At 63.4% G+C, this 25,435-nt stretch carries 22 protein-coding genes; 12 read left to right on the forward strand and 10 right to left on the reverse strand.

Annotated features, from left to right (window positions below; translation table 11 throughout):
• Nucleotides 1-87 precede the first annotated feature (87 nt).
• A complete protein-coding gene (locus ACE3QC_RS05945) occupies nucleotides 88-4,269 on the forward strand; it encodes an RHS repeat domain-containing protein (protein WP_374406216.1) in 4,182 nt (1,393 codons plus the stop codon).
• Nucleotides 4,251-4,688 (forward strand): hypothetical protein, encoded by a 438-nt coding sequence (locus ACE3QC_RS05950; protein ID WP_374406218.1) that lies wholly within the window; start codon nucleotides 4,251-4,253, stop codon nucleotides 4,686-4,688. The genes ACE3QC_RS05945 and ACE3QC_RS05950 overlap by 19 nt, the downstream gene beginning before the upstream one ends.
• A 25-nt stretch (nucleotides 4,689-4,713) precedes the next feature.
• Here the strand turns inward: ACE3QC_RS05950 and ACE3QC_RS05955 are convergent, their stop codons facing one another.
• The 5 genes from ACE3QC_RS05955 to ACE3QC_RS05975 all read right to left on the reverse strand — a co-directional run bounded on the left by ACE3QC_RS05955 (nucleotide 4,714) and on the right by ACE3QC_RS05975 (nucleotide 10,083).
• The gene (locus ACE3QC_RS05955) at nucleotides 4,714-4,911 is read right to left on the reverse strand and encodes a hypothetical protein (RefSeq protein ID WP_374406219.1); all 198 of its coding nucleotides are present in this window, start codon (nucleotides 4,909-4,911) and stop codon (nucleotides 4,714-4,716) included.
• 1,115 nt (nucleotides 4,912-6,026) lie between these two features.
• On the reverse strand, nucleotides 6,027-6,887 hold the full coding sequence (locus tag ACE3QC_RS05960) for a MaoC/PaaZ C-terminal domain-containing protein (protein WP_374406221.1): 861 nt from the start codon (nucleotides 6,885-6,887) through the stop codon (nucleotides 6,027-6,029).
• Nucleotides 6,888-6,903: 16 nt separating this feature from the next.
• Nucleotides 6,904-8,514, reverse strand: coding sequence for a class I adenylate-forming enzyme family protein (locus tag ACE3QC_RS05965; RefSeq protein WP_374406223.1), 1,611 nt, complete (start codon nucleotides 8,512-8,514; stop codon nucleotides 6,904-6,906).
• 40 nt (nucleotides 8,515-8,554) lie between these two features.
• Complete coding sequence (locus ACE3QC_RS05970) at nucleotides 8,555-9,175, reverse strand: TetR/AcrR family transcriptional regulator (protein WP_374406225.1); 621 nt, start codon at nucleotides 9,173-9,175, stop codon at nucleotides 8,555-8,557.
• Nucleotides 9,172-10,083, reverse strand: a complete 912-nt coding sequence (locus ACE3QC_RS05975; RefSeq protein ID WP_374406227.1) for an SDR family NAD(P)-dependent oxidoreductase — start codon at nucleotides 10,081-10,083, stop codon at nucleotides 9,172-9,174. Before ACE3QC_RS05975 ends, ACE3QC_RS05970 begins: the two co-directional genes overlap by 4 nt.
• Before the next feature lie 135 nt (nucleotides 10,084-10,218).
• Between ACE3QC_RS05975 and ACE3QC_RS05980 the strand changes: the two genes are divergently transcribed.
• From ACE3QC_RS05980 to ACE3QC_RS06005, 6 genes are all read left to right on the forward strand, one after another.
• On the forward strand, nucleotides 10,219-10,668 hold the full coding sequence (locus ACE3QC_RS05980) for a Zn-ribbon domain-containing OB-fold protein (RefSeq protein ID WP_374406229.1): 450 nt from the start codon (nucleotides 10,219-10,221) through the stop codon (nucleotides 10,666-10,668).
• Nucleotides 10,665-11,819, forward strand: a complete 1,155-nt coding sequence (locus ACE3QC_RS05985; protein ID WP_374406231.1) for a thiolase family protein — start codon at nucleotides 10,665-10,667, stop codon at nucleotides 11,817-11,819. The genes ACE3QC_RS05980 and ACE3QC_RS05985 overlap by 4 nt, the downstream gene beginning before the upstream one ends.
• 7 nt (nucleotides 11,820-11,826) lie before the next feature.
• Nucleotides 11,827-12,978, forward strand: coding sequence for an acyl-CoA dehydrogenase family protein (locus ACE3QC_RS05990; RefSeq protein ID WP_374406232.1), 1,152 nt, complete (start codon nucleotides 11,827-11,829; stop codon nucleotides 12,976-12,978).
• A gap of 30 nt (nucleotides 12,979-13,008) precedes the next feature.
• On the forward strand, nucleotides 13,009-14,040 hold the full coding sequence (locus ACE3QC_RS05995) for an acyl-CoA dehydrogenase family protein (protein WP_374406234.1): 1,032 nt from the start codon (nucleotides 13,009-13,011) through the stop codon (nucleotides 14,038-14,040).
• Between the two features lie 33 nt (nucleotides 14,041-14,073).
• The gene (locus ACE3QC_RS06000; protein ID WP_374406236.1) at nucleotides 14,074-15,582 is read left to right on the forward strand and encodes an AMP-binding protein; all 1,509 of its coding nucleotides are present in this window, start codon (nucleotides 14,074-14,076) and stop codon (nucleotides 15,580-15,582) included.
• Between the two features lie 71 nt (nucleotides 15,583-15,653).
• Nucleotides 15,654-16,529, forward strand: a complete 876-nt coding sequence (locus ACE3QC_RS06005) for a TauD/TfdA dioxygenase family protein (protein ID WP_374406237.1) — start codon at nucleotides 15,654-15,656, stop codon at nucleotides 16,527-16,529.
• A gap of 18 nt (nucleotides 16,530-16,547) precedes the next feature.
• On the opposite strand, the gene ACE3QC_RS06010 is transcribed toward ACE3QC_RS06005, so the two are convergent.
• Nucleotides 16,548-17,312, reverse strand: a complete 765-nt coding sequence (locus ACE3QC_RS06010) for a LuxR C-terminal-related transcriptional regulator (protein ID WP_374406239.1) — start codon at nucleotides 17,310-17,312, stop codon at nucleotides 16,548-16,550.
• 193 nt (nucleotides 17,313-17,505) lie between these two features.
• On the opposite strand from ACE3QC_RS06010, the gene ACE3QC_RS06015 reads away from it, so the two are divergent.
• Both ACE3QC_RS06015 and ACE3QC_RS06020 read left to right on the forward strand, forming a co-directional pair.
• Nucleotides 17,506-18,672: an alpha/beta hydrolase gene (locus ACE3QC_RS06015; RefSeq protein ID WP_374406240.1), complete on the forward strand. Its 1,167-nt coding sequence runs from the start codon at nucleotides 17,506-17,508 to the stop codon at nucleotides 18,670-18,672.
• Nucleotides 18,673-18,698: 26 nt separating this feature from the next.
• Nucleotides 18,699-19,799, forward strand: a complete 1,101-nt coding sequence (locus tag ACE3QC_RS06020; protein ID WP_374406242.1) for a mandelate racemase/muconate lactonizing enzyme family protein — start codon at nucleotides 18,699-18,701, stop codon at nucleotides 19,797-19,799.
• 9 nt (nucleotides 19,800-19,808) lie between these two features.
• On the opposite strand, the gene leuD is transcribed toward ACE3QC_RS06020, so the two are convergent.
• The 4 genes from leuD to ACE3QC_RS06040 are packed head-to-tail and all read right to left on the reverse strand — an operon-like array spanning nucleotide 19,809 to nucleotide 24,007.
• Nucleotides 19,809-20,423: a 3-isopropylmalate dehydratase small subunit gene (gene leuD, locus ACE3QC_RS06025; protein ID WP_374406244.1), complete on the reverse strand. Its 615-nt coding sequence runs from the start codon at nucleotides 20,421-20,423 to the stop codon at nucleotides 19,809-19,811.
• Between the two features lies 1 nt (nucleotide 20,424).
• Nucleotides 20,425-21,834 (reverse strand): 3-isopropylmalate dehydratase large subunit, encoded by a 1,410-nt coding sequence (gene leuC / locus ACE3QC_RS06030; RefSeq protein ID WP_374406245.1) that lies wholly within the window; start codon nucleotides 21,832-21,834, stop codon nucleotides 20,425-20,427.
• Nucleotides 21,831-22,751 carry a hydroxymethylglutaryl-CoA lyase gene (locus ACE3QC_RS06035; protein WP_374406247.1) on the reverse strand — a complete coding sequence of 307 codons (921 nt, stop codon included), beginning with the start codon at nucleotides 22,749-22,751 and terminating at the stop codon, nucleotides 21,831-21,833. The genes leuC and ACE3QC_RS06035 overlap by 4 nt, the downstream gene beginning before the upstream one ends.
• Entirely contained in the window at nucleotides 22,748-24,007 is a 1,260-nt protein-coding gene (locus ACE3QC_RS06040; protein ID WP_374406249.1) for a CaiB/BaiF CoA transferase family protein, read from the reverse strand. The genes ACE3QC_RS06035 and ACE3QC_RS06040 overlap by 4 nt, the downstream gene beginning before the upstream one ends.
• 114 nt (nucleotides 24,008-24,121) lie before the next feature.
• Here ACE3QC_RS06040 and ACE3QC_RS06045 point away from each other — a divergent pair, with 114 nt between their 5' ends.
• A complete protein-coding gene (locus ACE3QC_RS06045; protein WP_374406250.1) occupies nucleotides 24,122-24,742 on the forward strand; it encodes a VOC family protein in 621 nt (206 codons plus the stop codon).
• Nucleotides 24,743-24,764: 22 nt separating this feature from the next.
• Entirely contained in the window at nucleotides 24,765-25,427 is a 663-nt protein-coding gene (locus tag ACE3QC_RS06050) for an NIPSNAP family protein (protein WP_374406252.1), read from the forward strand.
• Nucleotides 25,428-25,435: the final 8 nt, after the last annotated feature.

A 25,435-nucleotide genomic window follows, 5' to 3' on the forward strand; every position in this document is an offset into this window, starting at 1 on the left:
TCGGGGGCAGACATGTTGAGGTCGCAAGGGGTGATAGCGCGGTGTTTCAATCGGTCCTGGCTACAAGTCGTGCAGGCTCTTGTTGGCATGGCGATCTTGGTGCTGATATCATTCGCGCAGCCAGCGTGTGCGCAAGGGTTCAAACCCCTCGATGTCGAGCGTGATCCCAACGGAATTGATCTGTTGCCTGGCGATTTGCCTGCACGCCTTCCCGAGATATCCATCCCTGCAGCGCCGAAGCTCGCTTTTTCCAATCTTGAGCAATTCTATATGAAGCTCGAGGGCTACCGTGTTCCGAATACTTGGGAGCGGGAGACTTATTCGCTGAACGTAGGAGGGCAGACATCGCACAGCTTCGAATGCGAAGAGATCTGCCAGGACAGAAAGCTGCAGGGCAATAATCTTGTAGCCAATTATGCGAGCGGACAATTCACATTTATCGAAGGGGGTACCGGAAGGCGGATATCATATAATACCCGGACGAGCACCCAAGGGATCATTCTTAGTGGAGACCGCTACTATTTCTTGGCGTCGTCCATAAACTATCCTGACGGCGAAACGCTGAGCCTTTCATATAACTCTCATTCACAGCAGATGGGTGGCGAAGAATATCGCGTTCATCGCGTGTCGGCGGTGACAAGCAGCGCCGGATATCGGCTCATCTTCACGTACAAATCGAACGTCTACAACAGCGATCCGATGGTGCAAGCGCAGTGGAATACGCTGGATCAGGTCAAGCTGGTCAGCGTGGCTGCGCCCACCGTCCCTCTTGCCAGCCTGACCTACGACAACGGGACCATAACCGACATCGACGGGAGAATATGGAACTATCCCGACGGCAGCATGCGATCATGGGGCCTTTCTGCGACCTCCAGTCTTCGACTGCCTGGCGAGGCCGTCGACACTTATGAAGTCACGACCAACCAGTTGGATGCGAGCAGAATCGATAGAGATGTGACCAATGACGGCGTGATATTTAACTACGTCTTCGACCGCAATTCTTCACGTCGGATCACCAAGGCAACGATTACCGGCCCTGAAGGATTTCGGCGGGTGGCCAATGTGTTTCAGGATACCATGGGGTCATTCCCGCAGATCTCTTCGATTGTCGATTCACAAAATCGCGTCACATCTTACGAGTACGAAAACAGGCGTCTGGTTCGGATCACCTATCCGGAAGGTAATGTGACCGAGGTCGATTACGACGCGAGTGCCAACATCACCGAGCTGCGGCAAATCGCCAAGCCTGGCAGCGGGCAAGCCGATCTGGCGCAAACAGCGCAATTCAACACCAGCGGCCCTCAATGTGCTTCGACTTCCTGCTTCCTCCCTCAATGGACGGAAGATGCAAAGGGCAACCGGACCGACTTCGTCTGGAGCACGTCTCGAGCGGTCTTGCTCGAAAAGCTCGAGCCAGCCGATGCCCAGAACCGACGCCGGAAGACAAAGAATACGTGGGATGGCAACGGCCCCAGCCGGTTGATCCGGCAGGAGATTTGTGAGGCCAACGCGGCGGGCGCGGAGCAGACCTGCGGCACCGCCCAATCTTTCGTGACTGAGTGGACCTATTGGAACGACACCTCGCTTCCTCTGACCGAAACGCTGACCGACGGGGTCGGCAATGATCCGCTGACCACGACCTTCGCGTACGATACGGCGGGGCGGCTTCTGTCGAAGGATGGGCCCCTGCCAGGAAGCGATGATGCGGTCTATTTCCGCTACGACATCTTGGGCCGACAGACTTGGGAGATCGGGCCGAAAGAAGAAAGTGCTCGCCGCTTTGCGACACGAACGACCTATCGCGATGCGGACGATCAGGTTCTCAAGGTGGAAAATGGATCGATCGCAAGCCCCACCGATACCGCGCTGGTTGCACTCAGCAGAGTCGAGATGAGCTACAACAATCGGCGTCTTGCAACGAAATCGGTTGTTTCCGATGCTGGCAATACGAGCTTTACACTCACCCAATCGAGCTATGACGGGTTCAACCGGCTACAGTGCACCGCATCGCGCATGAACCCTTCGATCTGGTCGAGCCTGCCGGCGAGCGCATGCACACCAGGCTCTGTCGGCGCACATGGTCCGGACAGGGTAACGCGGCAGCACTACGACACCGAAAGCCGGGTCGTCCGCATCGAGCAAGGTGTCGGCACGACGCTCGTCCGCAATTATGCTACCTACACCTTCACTCCCAACGGAAAGATGGCGAGTATGACCGATGCGCGCGGGTACAAGGCCTCGATGCTGTACGACGGGTTCGACCGGCAGACGCACTGGTATTTCCCCAACCCGGCAGTGACCGGCGCGATCAACGCCTCGGATTACGAGCAGTACTCATACGATGCGAACGGCAACCGCATCTCCTTGCGCAAACGCGATGGTTCGGTGATCGCCTATCAATACGACAAGCTCAACCGCGTAGTGCGCAAGACGGTGCCGGGCAGTTCGCTAAGCACACGCGATGTGTTTTATCGTTACGATATCCGTGGGCTGCAAACTGATGCACGGTTTGACAGTCTGTCGGGTGTAGGGCTGATTACGACTTACGATCGGTACGGTCGGGTGATGCGTTACACCGACACAATGGGAAGTGTGGCGAGAACCCTCGATCATTATTACGATGCGGGGGGCAACCGGACTCGGCTCACCTTCCCAGATGCGATTAATATCAATTATCAATACCGTTCTGGAGGGCGGCTAAACCAGATACGCGATCATGCGAACGCCCTGATCGTGGATTACAACTACAACAGCCGTGGTGAGATCACGCAGATCGACCGCGCAAGCACTGCGCCAGACCAGAACTGGGCTTACGATGCGATCGGTCGCGTCACCTCGACCGGTTGGAGCAATGCGGGATCGAACGATGTCACTTGGTCTTTCACGCGGAACCCGGCTTCGCAAATCCGGACCGAGACGCAGACCAATGACGCTTATAGCTGGGATGGACATGTTAACATTACGCGCAACTATCAGACCAACGGGTTGAACCAATACACATCGGTAGGTAACAAAACCTACTGCTACGACGCCAACGGCAACCTGATTTATGACGGTCAATACATTTACAAATATGATGTCGAAAACCGACTGATCGCTATGACCAGCCCCGGGAGCGCTCAAAATAACTGCACAGCGCTGAGCCCAGGATATAATCTCGTCACTCTTCAATACGATCCTTTGGGCCGTCTTAGCGTAGTAGAGGAGTGGACTTGGGCAGATATCACCTCGCGAACGAAATTCCTGTACGACGGCGACGCGCTGGTCGCGGAATACGATGTTAACGGAACAATGCTGGCGCGGCACGTCCATGGGCCTGTCGCTGGCGCTGACGATCCGATCGCCACCTACACCGGCGCCGCGGTCACTGCCACGGCTCGGCGCAACCTCTACACCGACGCGCGCGGCTCGATCGCGTTTTCGACTTCCAGCACGGGCGCAAGTGCGCAGATCAACACCTACGACGAGTATGGGGTAAAAAGCAGCGCGAACCAGGGGCGGTTTCAATATACGGGACAAGTGTGGCTCGAAGAGCTGGGCATGTATTACTACAAGGCCCGGATGTACTCGCCCACCCTCGGCCGGTTCATGCAGACTGATCCGATTGGGTATGAGGACAATGTTAATCTCTACGCCTATGTCGCAAATGATCCGGTCAATGCGATCGATCCGAGTGGCATGTATCAATGCAAGGGGACGGATGGGCAGTGCGCCGATTTCAAGACTTATCATAAGAATTTGAAGGACGCGGCAGCGAGACCAATGACTGGAACGCGCATCCGCGATCCGAGGCTAAATGCGGCGGTGAAGCAGCTCGGTAAAGAAGGTGACGGCGGAGTAAACATTACTTTTAACACCGAGGACGGAGCTACCACTATGGGGAGCTTTGCTGCCGATACAGACACGATAAATCTCGACTACGCGAAGATTAATAGCAGAGGCGATAGAATAGCGAGGAGTTCAGGTCTGACCGATCGCAAAGCGAGGGGGCTCGTTGGGGGCGGTGTGCTCGCACATGAAGCTTACCATGCCGCTTGGCGCCCTGGTGCTGCAAGCAGCACCTTTGCTCTCGGTAGAAAGCACTACTTCAACGAGTATGATGCCTATGAGGTCGAGCAAAGCTACTATCGGATGTGGGGTCAGTCAGCAGCATTCGGAAGCAACGATATTAGGCGGCGGGCTTACAACAGTTGCTTATCAGGTGCTTTATCCCAACCCAACTCGAATGCCTCCAATCAGTATGAAGCGGGATGCAACTCGGCGAACTGAAAATGAGAACCATCTTTCCCATTGGTATTTTATGTATATCTTTAGTGGCGTGCCACGCTCAGCATAGCGTCAACGGCAGCTGCACTAAGGATTTTGAAGACAGTTATTCCGGTGTGGCTATAGCCACGGAGGCGGGCGACTCGTCATTTTCCATAGGCCATGATTGCCATATATTCGTTTCTGGGCCGGAAGAATATTATCAGGAAGTAAGGGCAGCATGGCGCAACTCTCCATATAAAGGGGCGCTACGCCCAATCCACGTCGATATTGAAGGTAAGCTGCGTTATCGAGATCAGGAAAATCTGGCACCCGTGATAGAGGTTGACGAAGGCTTTTCTATCTCAACGAATTTAGATTCTACAGAGGTGGCCCAACAATTTCGTCTCAGGATGAACCGTGATGCCCCTGAGCAAAATTAGGATGATAGTGCACGCACCTTGCTGCTTATTCCAGCACCATCTCCACTTCCCGCCGCACTTCATCAATTGCCCCGATCTGCACGCCGTCGCGTAAGCCGAGCGCGTCGGTGAGCCTGGCGCGGCTATCGGTATAGAGCGCGACCGCATCCCTGGCGCGGGATATCGCCACATCGACCGCCGGTGCATCGACGGTGTCGGCGCGGAAGCTCTCCAGATGGGCCATGACCCGATCAGCGGTCGCGCCTTGGGAGGAATGTATCGCCCGCACCCGCCCTGGCCGGATATCGATCGGCGAGGCGGGAGAGATCGAGCGCCTCGTGCTTGCCCCTTCCGTTCGACGGTGATCCCGCCCCGCTGTGGATCAATCCCGACGACGATGGCGTGGTCTGAGCCCGAAGTATCTACCGTCTACGAGTAGAGCCTTGGGCCGTTTTGACGCCGGTCGCTGGGGTGATGGCGACAACCATATCGGGAGCATGCTGCCGATACGGTTTGCCGCTTGTTCTTGCCCTGATCTCGGCCGGGGCTCGGTTCCCGAGACTCGAGTTGGCACGGAAGTGTTTATAGTCGTGCCGTCAGGCTTCGTTGGCATCCCCGCTTCCTGCTCCTTCAACACCGCGATCATCTGCTCCTCGCTAAACCTACTACGCTTCATCTCGTCCGTCTCCTTTTCAAAAGGCCGGACTCTACTTATCGCTGGAGGAAATCTAGGGGCTCAGACCAGTGCGAGGCCGTGCCCGTATTGGCGTCCGCCGCATCGATGCCATAAGCGCGCCTCCGGCTCAGCCGCTGCTCGCGACTGCCGCGCCGGAACGTGATGATCTGATCGGCGACCTAACTGGCAGCGTCGGACGCATCGACGTCAGTCGATCCAACCGGCTCCAGCGCGGTGACGGTGACGACATGGGCCCCTGCGTGCCGTCGCGGATCAGCTTGGCACGGATGGCGTCGGCAAGCTTCTGGTGTCCCTCGTGGATGGATCAAGCACGAGGTCCGCCCGGAAACTGCGGGTGATAGGTGTGCGTAATCCCGCGCGATAGCCGCATGCCGTCCGGCCTGCTCCACGATCCACCCGCCGCCCTTGTCGATCGCTCGAACGCTTGAAAATCTCTAGATCGGCTCGGACAGCCAAATGGCGGCGTGCTCAGTCGAAGCCAAATATTTCTCTATTAACGACGGCGCCGTTTGGCATAATCACGGCTATGGCGGCAAGATCGTCCGTTTGGACCAGATAGACTCTTATGTGACTGACCCTGCTCAGAGGCCTGCCGCAATCAGGTTAGTTCGCAAAAAGGTGGCAATCCAAAAAGATGGGTTCCTCAAAAATTTTACCCAGCATCAACTTCTGTTGCTGGATTTCGAGATGCCGCCGTTCGAGAAGACGGGAGATCCGGTAACGGCAGATCGAATCTCAAAAAACAGGGCTCGATCTTGCCGCCATATCAGGATTTCAAGATCATCCCCCGGATAGCAATGCGCTGAAAACCGTCCTTCGACCGACGATTCGCGGAGCAGGCCGAGATCGCCCGTTTGGCGCAGGATCGCCCCAATGCCTATGCCCATGATGCACAGCCCGTGCATGATCGGGCGATCGAAGCCAGCGCGCCGGGCGGCTGCCGGATCGACGTGCAGCGGGTTCAGGTCTCCCAGAAGCCTGTACAGCGCCGCCTGCTCGGGACGCAGAGAGAACGCGATGCGATGATCGGGCGCACGATCTGGCGCGACAGGGGGGGACGGCGGGCGCGCATCGCTGCCGCCGAAGCCGCCATCACCCCGCGCGACAATGGTCGATCGGGTATGCGCGAAGTGCTCGCCGCTCTCGCCGAAAAGGTCGGTGGCTTCCACGATGACCGCCCCGCGCTCGCCCTTGTCGTAAGCTTCGACGATCCGCGTGCGGCACGTCACTTCGCCCTCGGCGGGAAGCGCGCGCATGAGTTCGACGGACTGGCCACCATGCAGCACTTTGGAGAAATCGACCCCGAGGCGGCGCAGGCGATCGGGCGCCGCGAGGTTCGCGACCAGCGAAGCGAAGCCCGGCGATACGGGTGGCGACTCTCCCTGGATAAACGCGAGATCGAATTCGGATTCCACGTCTCGCCCGAAGCCGGTCGCGAGCGCGTAAAGCTGCACGTCGCGGCAGGTCCAGCGGTGGCGGGTTTCGGGAAATGCGAGATCGATCAGTTCGGCATACGGCAACATCGAAAGCCCCTTGCGCTCAAAGCACCGCGCTCGCAGCGCGCTCGAACTCGGCGGACAGCGCCTGCTTCTGGATCTTGCCCGAGGCGGTTCGTGGAAATTCGCTCACCACTCGCCAGTCGACGGGGATTTTCTGCCGCGCGAGGCTGAGCGTCTCCATATGCGCGCACATCGCTTCATCGCCCGGCCAGACCTTGCCCGGCGAAAGCACCACGAAGGCCGCCACGACCTCGCCGAACTTTTCGTCCGGCTTGCCGAGCACCGCCGCCTCGGCGACGGCATCGTGCTTCAGGATCGCGGATTCGATATCCTGGCACGAGAATTTCTCGCCGCCGCGATTGATGATGTCCTTCGTCCGCCCCTCCATGGTAAGGTTGCGGTCTCCGTCCAGCCGCCCGAGGTCGCCGGGGTAGAACCATCCGTGCTCGTCGATCTGGGCGTCGTTGAGTTCGGCCAGCGTGTATCCCAGCATCAGCTGGGGGGAGCGCAGGCGGATATGGCCAAGCGTTCCGGCCTCCACGGGCTGGCGTTCGTCGTCCACGATCTCGATTTCCGAACCGAAGGCCACTCGTCCATCGGTTTCCGCCCGCATCTCCAACGGCGTGCCGAAGCGAGGGTGCGCGATCGTTCCGAGACACTCGGTCATGCCGTAGCTGCGAAAGGCATAGATGCCTTGCGCATCGGCGCGGCGGATCAGGTTCGGCGGGGTCGGCGCGCCCGAGGAGCTGAATATCTTGAGGTGATGACCGGGCGAACTGCCGCGTTCGTATCGCTCGACGAGATCGCGCAGGAAGACCGTGGCGCCCGCCGCGATGGTCGCGCGCTCCTGTTCGATCAGGTCGATCGCGATCTCCGGATCCCATCGCGGCAGCACGACGCTGCGGCCACCCAGCGAAAGTGGCAGCAACACGGCGGTATAGATGCCGCCGAGATGGGCCAGCGGCGCTCCGGTGAACGTAACATCCTCAATCGAGAGGCCGAGATCGAGGCGCCATGCATCGAGCGCGCTGGTGAACCCGGCGGCGCTCGCCAGCACGCCTTTCGGCGCCGAGGTCGTGCCCGAGGTATAGAGGATGACGCATGGATCGGACGCCTCGCCGGGATGCGCCGGCCCGGAGCTGCCATCCGCCACCACCGGCAGCGCTTCCCAGCCATCCGGTGTTTCCCCTGCGCCGATCACGAACCGTGCGTCGGGCTGGAATTCCAAACCTTGCAAGGCGTCGTCGGCATCGAGGCAGGGCGAGCGGGAGCCGTATTCGGAACTGGCGAAGATCAGCCGGGGCCTCGCGTCGGCGAAGATCGAGCGCATTTCCCGTGTCCGATAGATCGGAACTATGGGCACGGCGACCGCCCCGATCCGCCAGCTCGCGAACAGCAGGGTCACCAGCTCCATGCAATTGCTGAGGACCAAGGCGATCCGGTCGCCCGGGCGCGCGCCGCGATCGTGGAGGACGGCCGCCATGGCCGCCGCATCGCGGTGGACCTGCGAAAAGGTCCGGCGGTCGTCACCGATGCGAAGGAATTCGCGTTCCGGCCATCGCTCCGCTGCGCTGGCCAACATGCCCTCGAGCGTGCGCTCGGTCACAAGGCCGGTGCATCGCCGAAAAGCCTCGTTGCTAACTATGGTCATCTCTCTCTCTCCCGCCGTCTTGCGGCTTCGGGCAACGGATCTATTCATCCGCCAACAGCGCGCCGTTTTCGATCAGGGCCGCGAAATTGTCTGCCACCGCCTCGAGTGACAGCGCACCGCGTTCGGAAAACCACTGCGGCAACTGGTTGATGAACGAAGTGATCGCGAAGGCGACGATCATCGGGTCCACGCCGCCGTCGGCGTGAGACCGCTCTATCGTTCGCTTCAGCCGATGATAGGCCTCGCGCGACCACGCCTCGTGAGCGCTCTGCGATGCCGCGGGAAGATGGCTCGCGTGGGACAGGAAGACGTTCATCATCGCGCGGTTGCGCGCACCGTGCATCAACGATTCGCGGATGAACAAACGCAGCGCCAGCGACACGTCCTGCGCCGCCTCGGCCTCGGCGAGAATGCGGTCCGCGCCCTCGATGATGGTGTCGAAAATGGCCTCGAGAAGCTGAACCTTGTTTCCCGCCAGCGAATAGAGCGTGGGCTTCGCGACCTTCAGCGACGCCGCGATATCCTGCATCGTGGTTTGCGCGTAGCCGCGTTCGTCGAACAGCCGTGCCGCTGCCGCCAGCACATCCCCCTTCGTCACCTGCGTCGGCGGACGGCCGGGGCTGCGGCGCGCCGCGGGCGAATCGGCGGCAGGCCCGGTCATGATTTCGCGACGGGGATATCGACATCGCCCATCGATGGCGGCCCGGCGGCGGCGTCGGGCACCAAGTCGCCGATCCGCCCTGCCAGATCGCTCTGCGTCCAGATGGCTCCGTTGCGGATTTCGGTGGCCACGGGCCAGACCTGATGGCGTTTCACGTGGTCGCCATACACCGTGAACACCTGCCCCGATATGTTCGCGGCGCCATCGCCCGCGAGGAAGGTCACGAACGGCGCGACGTTCGCCGGATCCCATTCGTCGAACTGCCCTTCGGGAATCTCGGCGAATTCGCCGAACGCCTGCTCCGTCATCGGGGTGCGTCCGCGCGGAGAGATCACATTGACCGTGACGCCGGCGCTCGCCAGTTCCTTCGCGGCGTCGAAACAGAGCCCGATGATGCCTGCCTTGGCCGCCGAATAATTCGGTTGCCCGGGATTGCCGTACATGCCGGCTTCCGAACTGGTCAGGATCGCCCGCCCACCGGACGGGCGTCCTTCCCGCTTCGCCTTCTCGCGCCAATAACGGCCTGCGAAGCGCAAGGGGGCGAAGTGCCCCTTGAGATGCACGCGCATCACATCGTCCCATTCCTGCTCCGACATGTTGAACAGCATCCTGTCGCGCACGATACCGGCATTGCACACGAGGATGTCGAACCCGCCGAACGCCGATACCGCCGATGCGATCATCGCCTCCGCGGCGTCCCAGTTCGCCACGTCGCCATAGTTCGCGATCGCCGATCCGCCGCGCGCGACGATCTTCGCCGCCACCTCGTCGGCGGCGCCTTTACCCGGCGTGGCAGAGAAATCGTTGACCACCACCGAAGCGCCAGCTTCCGCAAGCGACAAGGCCTCTGCCCGTCCGATGCCCTGCCCCGCGCCGGTCACCAGCGCCACCTTGCCTTCGAGATTCATTTTTCGCTCTCCGCGTTTGCGAGTTCATGTTCGATTGCATGATCCATAATAAAAACCCGACGGTAGGAAAAGGCTTGATTTTTTGAACCCATCGGTAAATTAATTGGCGAATCACATATCGGGAGGTCCAGGCAAGTGACGACGGAAAACGGCACGAAACCAGCGCGCAAGGCGCTGGAAGAAGGCTACATGGAATTCGAGGACGGAAGCGACCGCGTTCGCCTGATCGGGTCCTACAGCGCCGCGGCCGACCTCTATTTCTTTCCCACGCGGCTCCGCTGCCCGGTCACGGGCGAAGCGGTGGAGGATCGCCTGCTTTCGGCGGACGCGACGATATATTCGTGGACCTACGTCGACCACCCACTGGTCGGCAGGGTCAGATATTCCGATGCCAAGGGCTATGGCGTGGTCCAGGGCGACTTGCCCGAAGGCGTGCGCATCCAGGCGGTGATGCTCGACGGCGATGCCCGCGAATGGACGATCGGCGATCCGGTCGAACTGGTGGCCTACCCGGTATCGACAGACGACGATGGCACGGAACTGTGCACCTTCGCATTCCGTCCTGCCCGGGGAGACGCACAATGAGCCGCAAGTTCGATCGCGACGTCTATGTCGTCGGCGTTGGCATGCATCCGTTTCGCAACGCCCACGTGCCGGTGCGCGAATGCGCGTTCGGCGCGGGGGTCGCGGCGCTCGACGACGCGGGCTTGAGCTTCCGCGACATCGAAACGCTGTATAACGGTTACATCACCGGCTTCCTGATGGACGGCATCAACTATGCCAAGGACCTGGGGATGACCGGGCTGCCGATCACCCATGTCGAGAATGCATCGGCGACAGGTTCCACGGCCTTCCGCGAGGCTGTGCTCCAGGTCGCCGGGGGGCACGTCGATTGCGCGATGGCGCTCGGTTTCGACGATCTCCACAAGGTTCAGGGCGTGGGCACCTCGCGCGGGGGGATGGAAGGCATCATCCTGCCCGCCGCCTTCTTCGCCCTGTGGGGCGTCCGCCGCATGCACGAACGCGGGACGACGATCGACACGTTCGCGCAGATCGCGGCCAAGAACTGGAACCATGCCCGGTTCAACGTCAACGCCATGCGCCAGGCCGATCACGAGGTGACGCCCGAGGAGGTCATCAACTCGCGCAAGATCGCCCACCCCTTCACCTCGAAGATGGCCGCCGGCGTCGGCCAGGGTGGCGCCTGCGCGATCGTCGCGACGGAAAAGATCGCTCGCCGGATCGCCGCCGAGCAAGGCCGTCCGCTGATCCGCGTGGCCGCCGCCGTCCAGCAGTCCGAGCAGATGACGGACGGACACATCTTCATGGGCGCCGTGGTCGGTCCGCCGGAAATGACGCGCACGACCGCGCGGGAAGCCTACGAGGCAGCGGGGTTCGGGCCGGAGGATATCTCGCTCGCGCAGTGCCACGATGCCTATCCGATCGAGGAACTGCTGTATTACGAATTGCTCGGCTTCTGCGGTGACGGCGAAGGCGATCGCCTGGTGGCGGACGGCGACACCGCGATCGGCGGGCGGATTCCGTTCTCCACCGATGGCGGACTGATCGCCCGCGGGCATCCGGGTGGGCCTACCGGCCTCGCCCAGATACACGAGATCGCGCTGCAATTGCGCGGCGAAGCGGGACGCCGCCAGGTGGAGAAAGCCCGCACCGGGCTCGCCCACATGGTCGGGGCGGGCGCGGTCTCGGTGATCAACATCCTCGAAAAGGCGTAGCGCGCCGATGGATCTTCGCATCGATCCGGGCGCCCGGGAATTTCGCGCGGAAGTGCGCGATTTTCTGGCCGAGGCACTGCCCCCGCACTTGCGCGAGCGTGGGCGTGCCGGGCAATTCGTCTCGGTCCCCCAAGCGCTCGAGTGGCAGGCCATCCTGCACGCGAAGGGGTGGGGCGCGCCATCGTGGCCCACCGCGTTCGGCGGGACTGGTTGGCCCGCGAGCAAGGTGCTGATCTTCGAGGAAGAAGCCCTGCTGGCCGGGGCGCCGACGCAGAACATCCAGGGGTTCGACCTGCTGGCCCCCGTCGTCATGGAATTCGGCACCGACGCGCAGTGCGCTCGTATGCTGCCTCCGCTGATCGAGGGGAAATCCTATTGGTGCCAGGGATTTTCCGAACCGGGATCGGGCTCGGACCTCGCCTCGCTGCGCACCGCCGCCGAAAAGACGGCGGACGGCTGGCGGATCAACGGCTCCAAGATCTGGACCACGAGCGCGCATGCCGCGACCGATATCTTCCTGCTGGTCCGCACTTCGCACGGGGCGACCAAGCATGCGGGCATCACGTTCGTCGTGGCGGACATGGGCGATCCGGCGATCACCGTACGTCCCATCCGCAGCATCGACGGCGAATGCCACCTCAACGAAGTGTTTCTCGACGATCTGATCGTGCCCGACAATGCTGTGATAGGCGACGTCGGTCAGGGGTGGGATATCGCGACCTTCCTGCTCAACAACGAGCGGATATCGGGCCTGCCCGGCCTGAAGGCTTCGGTCCAGCGGCTGCGCGCGATCGTCCGTGCGCTCGATCGCGATCGTACCGGGCATGCACGGAAGATGACGGAAGCCTTGCACGAGATCGAACTTGAGCTTCGCGCCATGGAAATGTTCGCCCAACGGCTGCTGGCGGCCGAAGGCGATGCCGGACAGCTCAGAGTGCCCAGTTCCGCGTTCAAGATCGCCCTGTCGAATCTCCATCAGCGCGTCACGCGCACCACGGTGGACGCGATGCCGGAACACGCGATGCGCGGATATCTCGATACCGAAACCGGCACGGCGATCGCCGGGGAATACCTCTACGGCCGCGCGATCAGCATCTACGGCGGGACGAACGAAATTCAGAAGAATATCATCGGCCGCGCATTGACGAGGGGCGGCTAGATGGACTTCGCACCCACCGAGGAACAGGCCATGCTGAGCGACATGGCCGATCGCATGCTGGCCGGTTTCGGCGACGCGGCCCCATCCACACCCGATTGCTGGCGGATTCTCGCGGAGCAAGGGATTCTCGCGGTCGGTTTGCCGGAGGAAACGGGCGGCTTCGGCAGCATCATTGAACAATCGCTCGTCCACGAAGCTCTCGGCCGCTCGGCCAGCCGGCTTCCCGTGCTGGGCTGCGGCGTTCTCGCGCGCGATCTCGCAATCGCCGCGAACGGGCTGGCGGCGGATGTCGTGGACGGCTCGCAGATGGTCGCCGCGGCTTTGATCGAGGGAGCGGAGCCGGTCGTGGCGGCGGGCGACGGCGATGACATCCGCCTGACCGGCAGCAAACGGATCGTGCTCGGCGCCGCCACGGCCGACCGGCTGATCGTCCATGCGCAGGCCCTTGGCGCAAGCCGGTTGTTCATGGTCGAGGCCGATGCCGATGGCGTCGAGATCGTCGGCGAGACACTGCTCGACGGATCGCCCGCGGGCAGCGTTACGTTCGCCAACGCTCCGGCCCTCGCGCTGGGCGACGCGGACAGCGCTGCAGTCGCCCTCGCCCAAGCGCTCGACACCGCGACGCTGCTGGCAATCGCCGAACTGCACGGGCTCGCCGCAAGCGCAGTCGATCTGACCGTCGAATTCGTCGGACAGCGCGCCCAGTTCGGGCGATCGCTCAAGGAGTTCCAGGCCGTTCAGCATCGGTTGGCCGAGATGGTGGTGGACCGTCATCTCGTCCGATCGCATCTCGATGTCGCGCTGTCCGCGCGACAAAGCCGGCCCGGTATGGCGCCAGGCGAGAGCTTTCCGATCGCCGTGGCGGCGGGGCGACTGGCCCTGAATATCTGCGAAGTGGCGATCCAGCTTCACGGTGCGATGGGAATGACCGACGAGTATCCGCTCGGCAATCGCATCCGGCGCACCATGGTGCTCAACGGGCTCGTGCAGGGCTGGGAAAGATACCGACGCAAAACCGGGTCCCCCGCCACGGGGATGGAGCCCGGCGCTGCGCTGCAATAGCCGATACCGCGCGCTTACGATGGCGATTCGGCAATGAACGTATTCAACCTCCTGCTCACCACCGCGCGCAGATTTCCCGGCCACGCGGGTGTCTGCGTCGGCCACGATATCTTTCTCACGTATTCCGGGCTTCTCGACAGATCGCTGCGATTGGCGACCGCTCTGCGCGAAAGCGCAGAAGCGGGTGATCGGGTGCTGATCGCGGCGGGCAATTGCCCCGAATACGTCGAGATCCTGTTCGGCTGCTGGGCTGCCGGTCTCGTCGCAGTCCCCGTCAACGCCAAGCTGCACGCGCGCGAGATCGCGCAGATCGTCGAGGATTGCGGGCCGCGGCATATCTTCGCGTCCGAGAGCCTGCAGGGCGCCTTGCGCGAAAAGTGCGGCGATGCGGCGATCACTATCATCGGCAGCGCCGATTACCTGGCGGCGATCGAGCGTGCCGCTCCGGCGATACCGCACGATACCGGGCCGGACGACACGGCATGGCTGTTCTTCACCAGCGGCACGACCGGCCGTTCGAAGGGAGCCATGCTGACCCATCGCAATCTCCTGGCGATGAGTTGCAGCCACCTGGCGGATTTCGACGATCCCGACGAGAACGCCTCGCTCATCCACGCCGCACCCATGTCGCACGGCTCCGGCCTGTATATCGTGCCCTATGTCGCGCGCGGAGCTCGGCAGGTCGTGCCCGCATCGGGCGGCTTCGATCCGATGGAATTCGTGGACCTGTGCAATGTGCACGGCGATTGCGCCGCCTTCATGGCCCCGACGATGGTCCAGCGTCTGCGACAGGCCTGCGAGCGCGAATCCGTCAGACCGGCCAATCTTCGCACGCTGGTGTACGGCGGAGCGCCGATGTATCTCGACGAGATACGGCGCAGCCTGAAGACTTTCGGCCCCATCCTCGTGCAGCTCTATGGCCAGGGCGAAGCGCCGATGACGATCACCGGCTTGAGAAAGCGCGACCACCTGAACGCCAGCGACCGCGTGCTGACCTCCGCCGGATGGCCGCGCACAGGCGTCGAGGTTGCCGTGTTCACCGGCGACGGCACGCCAGCGGAAGCCGGCGAAACGGGCGAGATCGCATGTCGCGGCGACGTCGTGATGGCGGGCTATTCCGGCCTAGAGCAAGCCACGGCCGAGACCCTGCGCGGCGGCTGGCTGTTCACGGGAGACGTCGGATCGATCGACGAGACGGGGATGCTCACGCTGCACGACAGGTCGAAGGACGTAATCATCTCGGGCGGTTCGAACATCTATCCGCGAGAGGTGGAAGACGTGCTCATGTCGCACCCCTCGGTCGCGGAAGTGGCCGTGCTGGGCCTGCCCCACGATGATTGGGGCGAGATCGTCGTCGCCGTGGTCGTCTCGTCTGCCGCCGCCGCCCCGCCCGACGAAGCCCAGCTCGACGCGCATTGCCTGGAACACATCGCGCGATTCAAGCGCCCCAAGCGCTACGTCTTTCAGGATGGGCTGCCGCGCAACAGCTACGGCAAGGTATCGAAGAACGATCTCAGGCTTGCGATCGGGCCGGCGATGTAACCGCTCCAAGGGACTGATGCGCGCGCATCGCGAGCCTATGGGGAAATAACAGGATACTCGGGAAACAGATCATGGACGCAGCGAAGATCCAAACGCGAACCGGCCTCGAGGTGAAGCCGATCCATCCGCATTTCGGGGTGGAGGTCGTCAACTTCGATTTCGGCACGCCGGTTACCGAAGACGCGGCGCGCGATGTGCTCGACCTCGCGGATCGTCACCTGATCGTGCTGTTCCGCGGCCAGCACGTGACCGAAGCTCAGCATGTCGCCTTTACCGAGCTGCTCGGTCCCCCGATCCCCCCGGTCGAGGCCGCCTTCGCGTCGAAGACCAACCCCATGATCCTGCGCCTAGGCAATGTCGACATGGACGGCAACATGCTGCCCACGGACGATCCGGCCACCAAGTACAACGATGCCGCCGAAGACTGGCACAGCGACGGATCGTTCAAGCCCAAGCCCAACTACCTTACAGTGCTGCACGGTCTTGAGGTTCCGCCGGAGCGCGGGGACACCTGGTACGCATCGATGGCGGCTGCCTACGAAGCGCTTCCGGCCGAGACCAAGGCGCAGATCGCGGACTTGGAGATGACCCATCCCTACCCCAGCGGAAAAAACAAGGTGAAGGATTGGGAAGCGCAGAAGATCGAACCCTCTGTGCATCCGCTCGTGCGGACGCTGCCGGGCGGACAGAAATCACTCTTCCTCGCCCATCCGCTGGCCGGAGGGCAGATCGTCGGCATGTCGCAGGACGAGAGCGATCGCCTGACGGGCGATCTGCTGCAATTCGCCACGTCCGGCGAGTTCACCTACAAGCACCAGTGGAAACTCCACGACACGCTGATCTGGAACAATCGCGGCGTCATCCATTCCGCGCGCGGCTGGGACAGGGCGCGGTATCGCCGCCTGTTGCAGCGGACCGAGATCAGCGAAGCGCGCGAATACGCCTGATCCGATCCTCGCGGCGGGTCAGGCCGACCCGCCGTGCTGATCGCTCCATTCCGCGATATACCACGTCAGCAGTTCGCGCTGGCAACCGAGGTTGAGCCGACGGTAGGCGCGCTTGCGATATGTCATCACCGTCTCCTCTCCGATGGAGAGGTCCAGCGAGATGCCAAGCGCCGTCATCCCGTAAAGTATCCGTGCGCAAACCTGCGCCTCGCGATGCGGCAGCGTCTCGCTCGCATGGTCGATCGTGCGCTCGATCTCCTCCAGCGAAGCCAGGGCGACGCGGAAATCGGGCTTCGTGTCGGAAAAACTGGAGTGCTTCGCGATCAGCGCCAACAGCGTCTGCGCGGCCTCGGAAAGATGGTTCGCCTCGTTGCTCGAAAACAGACCGCGCCGCTCGGTTCGCAGCAGGCTGAGGCCGACGACGGAGCCCGAAACTTCGCCGCACAGCAGCATGCGATCGCTGATGTGTTCGGACCTGTAGACGATATTCCGCAGTTCGCTGTCCGGCAGGCTGGCGATATCGAATCTGGTCAGGCGCGGCCCCTTGGCGTCCCTGCATTCCAGTGCTTCGCTCATCGCGGGATCGAACCGCCACATGTCACGCTCGATATAGACTTTCGCCTGCCGCTTCGCGGTGTCGGTGCCATCGAGGCTGGCCGAGATCACCGAAGCCGGAATCCCCCTGTCGAACTTGAACACCGCACAGTGTTCCGCGCCGCACGTACTCGAAAGGAAACCGAGCAGCCTGTCGCTGAAATGTTCTTCGCCGATCGCATCGATCAAGGGGGGAAGCGGGTCCAGCAAATTCCCGTTGAAACGATGCCGCGCGCCGACCGCGTACTGTGTCATACACTCTCCTGTCGCGCCCGATTTTCTCCGTCCCGCTTTCAAGGGACACCGCGGGCGTCGACCGTTTGATAGATCGCTCAGCGCGGCTCGGCAGTCAACTGCGCATCAGCATTCCGGAGCTTGATAAATGCCTCCATACGAACTCGAATTCGAGTGGTATCACACCGCCTTCGCGGAACGCGCGCGCTTCGTCGAAACATACGGCTTCGCGGGTAGCCAGAGCACGATCAATCTGGAGGGAATCCTCATCCGTCCGGCCGGACAGCCGTCGCGCACGCTGCTGGTCTACATGCACCCGGCCTCGACACTCCAACTGCTCCCCGTGCCGCGCGCGATGGCCGCCGCCGGGGTGCACGTGCTGTGCGCCGCCAGCCGCTACGCGCGCAACGACACCGCGGCTATTCTGGAAAACATCCTGCTCGATCTCGGTGCGCACATCCGCCATGCGAAAGAGCGGCTGGGATACGAGCGGATCGTGCTCGCCGGATGGAGCGGCGGCGGCTCGCTCAGCATGTTCTATCAGGCACAGGCGACCCGCCCCACCATCGACGCCACACCTGCCGGCGATCCGGTGGACATTCGCGGAGCCGAACTCCCCAAGGCCGACGGGGTGATCTTCCAGGCCGCGCACATTTCGCGCGCGCGCCTGCTGGCCGATGCCATCGACCCCTCGGTGATGGACGAAGCGCAGCCGGACCGGCGCGATATCGCGCTCGATATCTACGCAGAGGGTGGCCCGAAGCCGCCGTTCTCGGCGGAGTTCATCGCGGCATACCGGCTGGCGCAGATAGAGCGGATCGCCCGCATCACCCACCGGGTGAAGGATACATTGGAAGATCTTCGCAGGCGCGGCGGCGCCGAGATGGAGCGTGGATTCGTCACCCATCGCACGCTGGCCGATCCCCGGTTTCTCGACAGCGCGCTCGATCCGAACGATCGGAAGCCGGGCGCGTGCTATCTCGGAGTGCCCGAAACCGCGAACAGCGGGCCGGTCGGCCTGGCGCGGTTTTCGACGCTGCGGGCATGGCTCTCGCAATGGTCGCTGGAAGATACCAACGCCGATGCCGTTTCCTCCGCCCGCTCGATCGACGTGCCGTTCCTGGCGATCGAGAACGGCGCGGACGACGCCGTGCCGCAGCCCCACGTGCGCGCCGTCTTCGATGCGGTCGGCACGCAAGACAGGCGGATGCACGTGGTACGCGGCGCGAACCACTACTACGCCTCGCAGCCCGAACAGATGGACGAGGCGACGACGCTCGTGCTCGACTGGCTGGAAGACCGGGGACTGCGGTAGTATCTACATGCTTTGCAGGGGCCGCCATGCGCATTGAACACGTCGAAGCCATTCCCTTCAGCCTGCCGCTGGCGAAGCCGGTGAAGTTCGCCGCGGGGACGATCGCGTCGCTCGATCACGTGCTCGTCCGCATTCGAACCGACGACGGCCGCGTGGGCATCGGCGAGGCGCCTGCCCGGCAGATGATCTATGGCGATACGGTGCGCTCGATCGTGTCGGGCGTGGAGGATTACCTCGGCCCGGCGATACTGGGCGCGAACGCCTTCGCGACACAGGACCTGTGGGCGCGGATGGGCATCCTTCCGCGAAACCATTTCGCCAAGGCCGCGATCGATTGCGCGGTCCACGATATCATCGCGCAGGCGAGCGGCGTGCCGCTGTTCAGGCTGCTGGGCGGGTTCGCCAATTCGGTCGAGGTCTGCCACATTCTCGGTTCGGGTTCACCGCAGGACGTGGCCGCCGAAGCCGAACGTCTCGCCGCCAGTCACGGGCTTCGCTGGTTCAAGATCAAGGCCGGGCTCGATCCCGCGGGCGATACGGAATGCATCGCCGCGGTCAGGTCGGCGATGGGCGGCGACGCCCGCCTCACCGTCGATTGCAACCAGGCCTACCGCGCGGATGTGGCCGAGCGGACTCTCCCGGACTGGGAGCGGTTCGAGCTCGAATGGGTGGAGGAACCGTGTGCCGGCAGCGACTCCGCCGGGCGCGCGCGGGCGGCCCGTGCGTGCCGCATCCCCTTCATGCTCGATGAAAGCGCCTGGCTGCCTGCCGAGGTGGCTGCCGAAGCAGCCCTGGGAAACTGCCGCATCGCCGCGATCAAGACCGCGCGCACGGGGTTCACCGTGTCGAAGGACGTGCTCGCGATCGCCAAGGCATGCGGCATGCGCACGGTGGTCGGTAGCCAGGCCGACGGCGATGTCGGCACTTTCGCCGGCGCACACTTCGCCGCAGCGCATGCCGCGACGCGGCACGATGCGGCCGAACTGTCGTTCTTCCTCGAAACCGGGGACCGAATCACCGACAGGCGGCCCGCGATCGAGAATGGCCGGCTGGTTCTGAGCGAAGAGCCCGGCCTCGGCGCGGCGATCGACGAGGACCGGCTTGCCCGCCTTCGCCTCGACACCTGAACCAGTCTGTCAGATCGCCTCGATCGGCGGCAGGGGATAGGCGCGGCGATCCTCGTGCGCGACGATCCTGGGAAGAAGCCGCTCGGTCTCCGAAATCTCATCCAGCCCCGACAGCAGCGCATTGCGCCTGACCGGATCGATATCGAAGGATATCGCCTCGCCGCTCGCATCGGTGATGGCGCAGCGTTCCAGATCGATCGTCAGCTTGGCCGTTGCCGCGCTCTGCGCCAGTTCCATCAGCCGGTCGATCCGCTCTCGCGGCAGCGAGACGGGCAGGATGCCGTTCTTGCAGCAATTGTTGGCGAATATCTCGGCGAAGGTTGCCGCGACGACGCAGCGTATTCCGAAATCCGCCAGCGCCCATACCGCATGTTCGCGGCTGGAACCGCTGCCGAAATTCTCCAGCGCGACGAGGAATTTGGCACGCGTCCACGGCTCGCGATTGAGCACGAAATCGAGGTCCGGCTCGCCATCGCCGCCATAGCGGCGCTCGTGAAACAGCGCCTCGCCCAGACCGTGCCTGCTGACCGTCTTGAGAAATCGCGAGGGCACGATCGCATCGGTATCGACATTGGCGCGCGGAATCGCGGCGGCGATCCCCGTTTCGCAGCGGAATGCCCGCATGTCAGCCCTCTCCGCCCGGACGCGAAATCCGGCCAGCCAGCGCGGTCGCCGCGGCCATCGCGGGCGACATGAGGTGCGTGCGCCCGCCGCGACCCTGCCGGCCTTCGAAATTGCGGTTCGAGGTGGAGGCGCAGCGCTGGCCGGGCGACAGCCTGTCCGGGTTCATTCCGAGGCACATCGAACAGCCCGCTTCGCGCCATTCGAATCCTGCGCGCAGGAAAACCCGGTCGAGCCCTTCCTGCTCGGCCGCATGCTTGATCGCGCCGGAGCCGGGCACCACCAGGGCCTGCACGCCGCTCGCCACCTGCTGGCCGTCGACGATGGCGGCCGCCGCGCGCAGGTCCTCCAGGCGGCTGTTCGTGCAACTGCCGATGAACACCGTATCGATCGCCAGCCCCTCGATCGGCTGGCCGGGTCGCAGATCCATGTATTCCAGCATCCTCGCGACCTGCTCGCGCTGGCCGGGCTCGGCATAATCGCCGGGATCGGGCACTCGGCCATCGATCGCCGTCACACATTCGGGGGTCGTGCCCCACGTCACCATCGGCCGCACTTGCGCCGCGTCGATGCGGACCGTGCGATCGTAGACGGCATCGGGATCGCCCGGCAGGGAACGCCAATATTCCAGAGCACGCAGCCAGCCTTCCCCGCGCGGCGCGAACCGCCTGCCTGACAGGTAGGCGAACGTGGTTTCGTCGGGTGCGATCAGCCCGGCGCGAGCCCCTGCCTCGATCGACATGTTGCACACCGTCATGCGGCCGGCCATGTCGAGCTGCTCGATCGCCCGGCCCGCGTATTCGATGACGAACCCCGTGGCGCCGGCGGTTCCGATGCGGCCAATGATCGCGAGGATCAGGTCCTTGGCGGTGACATCGCGCGGCAGCTCGCCATCGACGGCCACCAGCATGCTTTTGGACGGCTGCTGCACCAGCGTCTGCGTGGCCAGCACGTGCTCGACCTCGGACGTGCCGATACCGAAGGCCAGCGCACCGAAGGCGCCGTGAGTGGAGGTATGGCTGTCACCGCACACGATCGTCAGGCCGGGCAGCGTCAGGCCGAGTTCCGGCCCGATCACGTGCACTATCCCCTGATCGGCGCTGGCGAGCGGCACGTAAGGGACGCCGAAGCGCGCCACGTTCCGCTCCAGCGCCTCGACCTGCTGGCGGCTTTCCGGATCGGCGATCGGGAGATGCCGGTTGGTCGTCGGCACATTGTGATCGGCCACCGCCAGCGTGGATTGCGGGCTGCGCACGCTCCGCCCGGCGATCTCGAGCGCTTCGAACGCCTGCGGACTGGTGACTTCGTTCACCAGGTGGCGATCGATCGCGATCAGCCAGTCGCGCTCGTTCAACTGTTCGATCGCGTGCGACCGCCAGATCTTCTGGTAGAGCGTCAGCGGCCCATCGCTCACAGCGAGCTTTCCCGTCCGCGCGCCGCGGCGAGCGCCGTCCTCACCCGGCCGCCGGGGCAGGCGCCGGGGATGGTTGCCGCATCGGTCGCGGCATCGATCAGGGCGTCGAGATCGATCCCGGTCGGAATCCCCATCCGCTCGAACGTCCAGACCAGATCTTCGGTCGCCACGTTGCCCGTCGCTCCCGGTGCGAACGGGCATCCGCCAAGCCCACCGAAAGATGCGTCGAACACGTCCACGCCCGCGTGATAGGCCGCCAGTGCATTGGCCACGCCGAGTCCGTAGGTATCGTGGCCATGGAAAGCCACCGTGCAGCCATCGGGCAGATGCGGCCCGATCGCATCGAACAATCCCGAAACCGCATCGGGCGTGGTGCGCCCGGTCGTATCGCACAGGCACAGCTCGACCCCCGGAAGGCCGTGCTGAAGCCGGTCGATCAGTTCGATCACCTGCGCGGGTTCGATCCGCCCTTCGAACGGGCAATCGAACGCCGTCGCCAGATTGAGCCGTATTCGCACCCCGGCCGGCAGCGCCCCTGCCAGTTCGACGAATTCGTCGGCCGATTCCTCGGGGCTTCGGCGCACGTTGTTGCGATTGTGCGCGGCGGATGCCGAGAGGACGAAGGCCAGATGGCGCGCGCCCTGCCCGATCGCCTGTTCGGCATATCGCCGCGTCGGCACGAGGACCTGCGTGTCGAGGCCTTCCAGCCGATGCGCCGCATCGAGCACTTCGGCGGCGTCCGCCATCTGCGGCACCGCGCGCGGGGATACGAACGCCGTCGCCTCCATGCGCCGTATGCCCGCGGCATGGAGCCGTGCGACCAGATCGATCTTGCGTTCGGTCGGAATGGCCTGCTCGATCGGCTGGAATCCGTCGCGCGGGCCGACTTCCACGATCTGTACGTTGCGGGTGGTCATGCGATCACTCCCTCGCTGCGCAGCGCGGCTATCTCCGCCTCGTCCATTCCGGCGTCCGTGCGCAGCACTTGATCGGTATGCTGGCCGATCGACGGCCCGGTCCAGCGTATCGCGCCGGGGCTATCGGGAAAACGCGGCACGATGCCGGTATGGAGCACCTGCCCGATCAGGGGATCGTCGACCTCGCACACCATTTCCCGTTCGCGAAATTGCCGGTCCGCGGCGCAATCCGCCGCCGTGTTCGCGAGGCACGACGGCACGTCGCTATCGTGCAACATCGCTTGCAGATACTTCGCGTCGTGCTGCACCGACCAGTCGCCGATGATCCCATCCAGCACCGCTGCGTTGCGGACGCGTTCGGCATTTCCTGCGAAACGCGGGTCACGCGCGATTTCCGCGCGCCCGATCAATTCGGCGAGCCGGGCGAACAGCGGCTCCGAATTGGCCGCGATCAGAATCCACTTGCCGTCTCGCGTCGGGTAGGCGTTCGATGGGGCCGCCGTGGCGATCGCGCCGCCCGTCGGCTGCTTGATCTTTCCCAGCACACCGAATTCGGGGAGCATGGCCTCGGTGAGGCTCAGGACGCTTTCGGTCAGCGCCACGTCGACATCGAGGTTGCCGGTCCGCTGTTTGCCGTCCCTCGCCCACACCGCGGCGAGAATGCCGATCGCGCTGTAGAGACCGGCGACCGAATCTCCCACGCTCAGACCGACCCGCACCGGGGGAAGGTCGGTCGTGCCCGGCGGATGATTGGTCAGATGCCGCAGACCGCCGATCGCCTCGCCGATCACGCCGAAGGCCGCACGGTCCCGGTCCGGCCCGGTCTGGCCGAAGCCCGATATGCTGGCAACGACGATACCCGGCGCCACCGCGCGCAACACCTCGGCGCTCAGCCCCATTCGATCGAGCTGTCCGGGGCGGAAATTCTCGACCACGGCATCGCGGTCGCGCGCCAGCCTGAGGACGATATCCCGCCCGCGCGACGACTTGAGATTGACTGCGATGCTGCGCTTGTTGCGCCCATGGACCGACCACCACAGCGAGTTTCCGTCCACCTGCTCGCCCCAGCTGCGCACCGGATCGCCGCCGATCGGCTCGATCTTGATCACGTCGGCACCGAGATCGGCGAGGAGGCGCGTGCAAAAGGGCGCCGCGACATAGTGGCCGATCTCCAGCACCTTGAGACCGTCGAGCACGGGGCGGTTGCGATCGTTCGTGCCGCTATCGGCGGGGTGCGGTCGGAGGTGGCTATCCATGCCCTGCCCTTACCTTGCTATAGGGGCCGGGCAGGTCCCCATTCGCGGGGACTGAAAGCGGGCCGGATACTCTCCAAGCAAGGGACAACGCACCAGATAAGACGGGATATTCACGTGGCGAAAAACGGCGAGGTCGAGACGGACGCGCAAGAGGCAGGCGGCAAGTTGACGCCGATGATGCTCAACCATGCCGCATGGGTGACGCACGATGTGGCGGCGACGGCCCAGTTCTACACTAAGATAATGGGCATGGAGCTTGCCAGCACGGTCTACGACGACAAGGTTCCCTCGACCGGCGACGACTTCCCGTACTTCCATATCTTCTTCAGAATGCAGGACGGTTCGACGATCGCCTTCTTCGAAGCTCCCGGCCTGCCCGAGCGTTCGAAGACGCCGCATCCGGCCTACGACATCTTCGACCACATCGCGCTGGAAGCACGGGACAAGGAAGAGGTTCTGCGCTGGCACGAATGGCTGGTGTCCAACGATATCGACGTCATCGGCCCGGTCGATCACAAGGGCCTGATCTACAGCATCTACTTCCACGACCCCAACGGACTGCGGCTGGAAATCACCACGCCCCTCGACAAGGACTGGAACCGGCATACCGCCCAGGGCTATGGCGATCTGGATATGTGGGTGAGCACGAAGGAAGCGGCCCGGCAGGAAGGCAAGGACGTCACCAGCGCGCTGGTCGACATGATCCGCGAACAGCGCAAGCGGTACGATCCGTAAGGCTCGAGAAGGTTTCGGACAGATGTTGCAGGAACTGCGTCTCTACGAGGTCGTGGCCGGGCGGACGCCCGATATCGCCGCGCGTTTCGAAAAGCTGCCGGCCCTGTTTTCCCGGCACGGCATCGCTTGCCGGGGCCACTGGCATTCGCTCGCCGGAGGCAATGCGACCACGTTCGTCTACCTGATGGAATATGCCGATTTCGCGGAGCGCGACGACCGCTGGGGCGGTTTCTACGTCGATGCGGACTGGCATCGCCTGCGCGCGGAAACCAACGCCGGCGAGGAAATGGTCGACCGGATCGATACGCTGTTTCTTCGCCCGCACCGCCTCGCGACGGTGCCAGGCGAAGCAGCACCCGGCCTGTCCGAACTGCTCGTGCTGAAGGTATCGGTCGGCCAACAGGCCGTCGCGGACGAGTTTCTCGAGCAATTCTACCTTCCCCGTATCGCGGCAGCGGGCGGCACCGTGGACATGTTGTCGAATGTCGTTTCGGGCTGCGAGATGCCCGCGATCGCGATGAAGATCGGCTGGCCGGATGCCGCAAGCTGGATGGACGGACGCCTTGCGCTGGAGCGGTCGGACGAGCTCAATTCGGCGATCGCCAGACAAAGGCGCGAGATCGGCGTTCCGGCGCTGGCCAAGGCGAAGAGCTGGCTGCTGCACGCGCCCAACGCGGCAAGCTGACCCACACG

Origin of the sequence: Pelagerythrobacter sp., assembly GCF_041912895.1 — a bacterium.
Classification (GTDB): domain Bacteria; phylum Pseudomonadota; class Alphaproteobacteria; order Sphingomonadales; family Sphingomonadaceae; genus Pelagerythrobacter.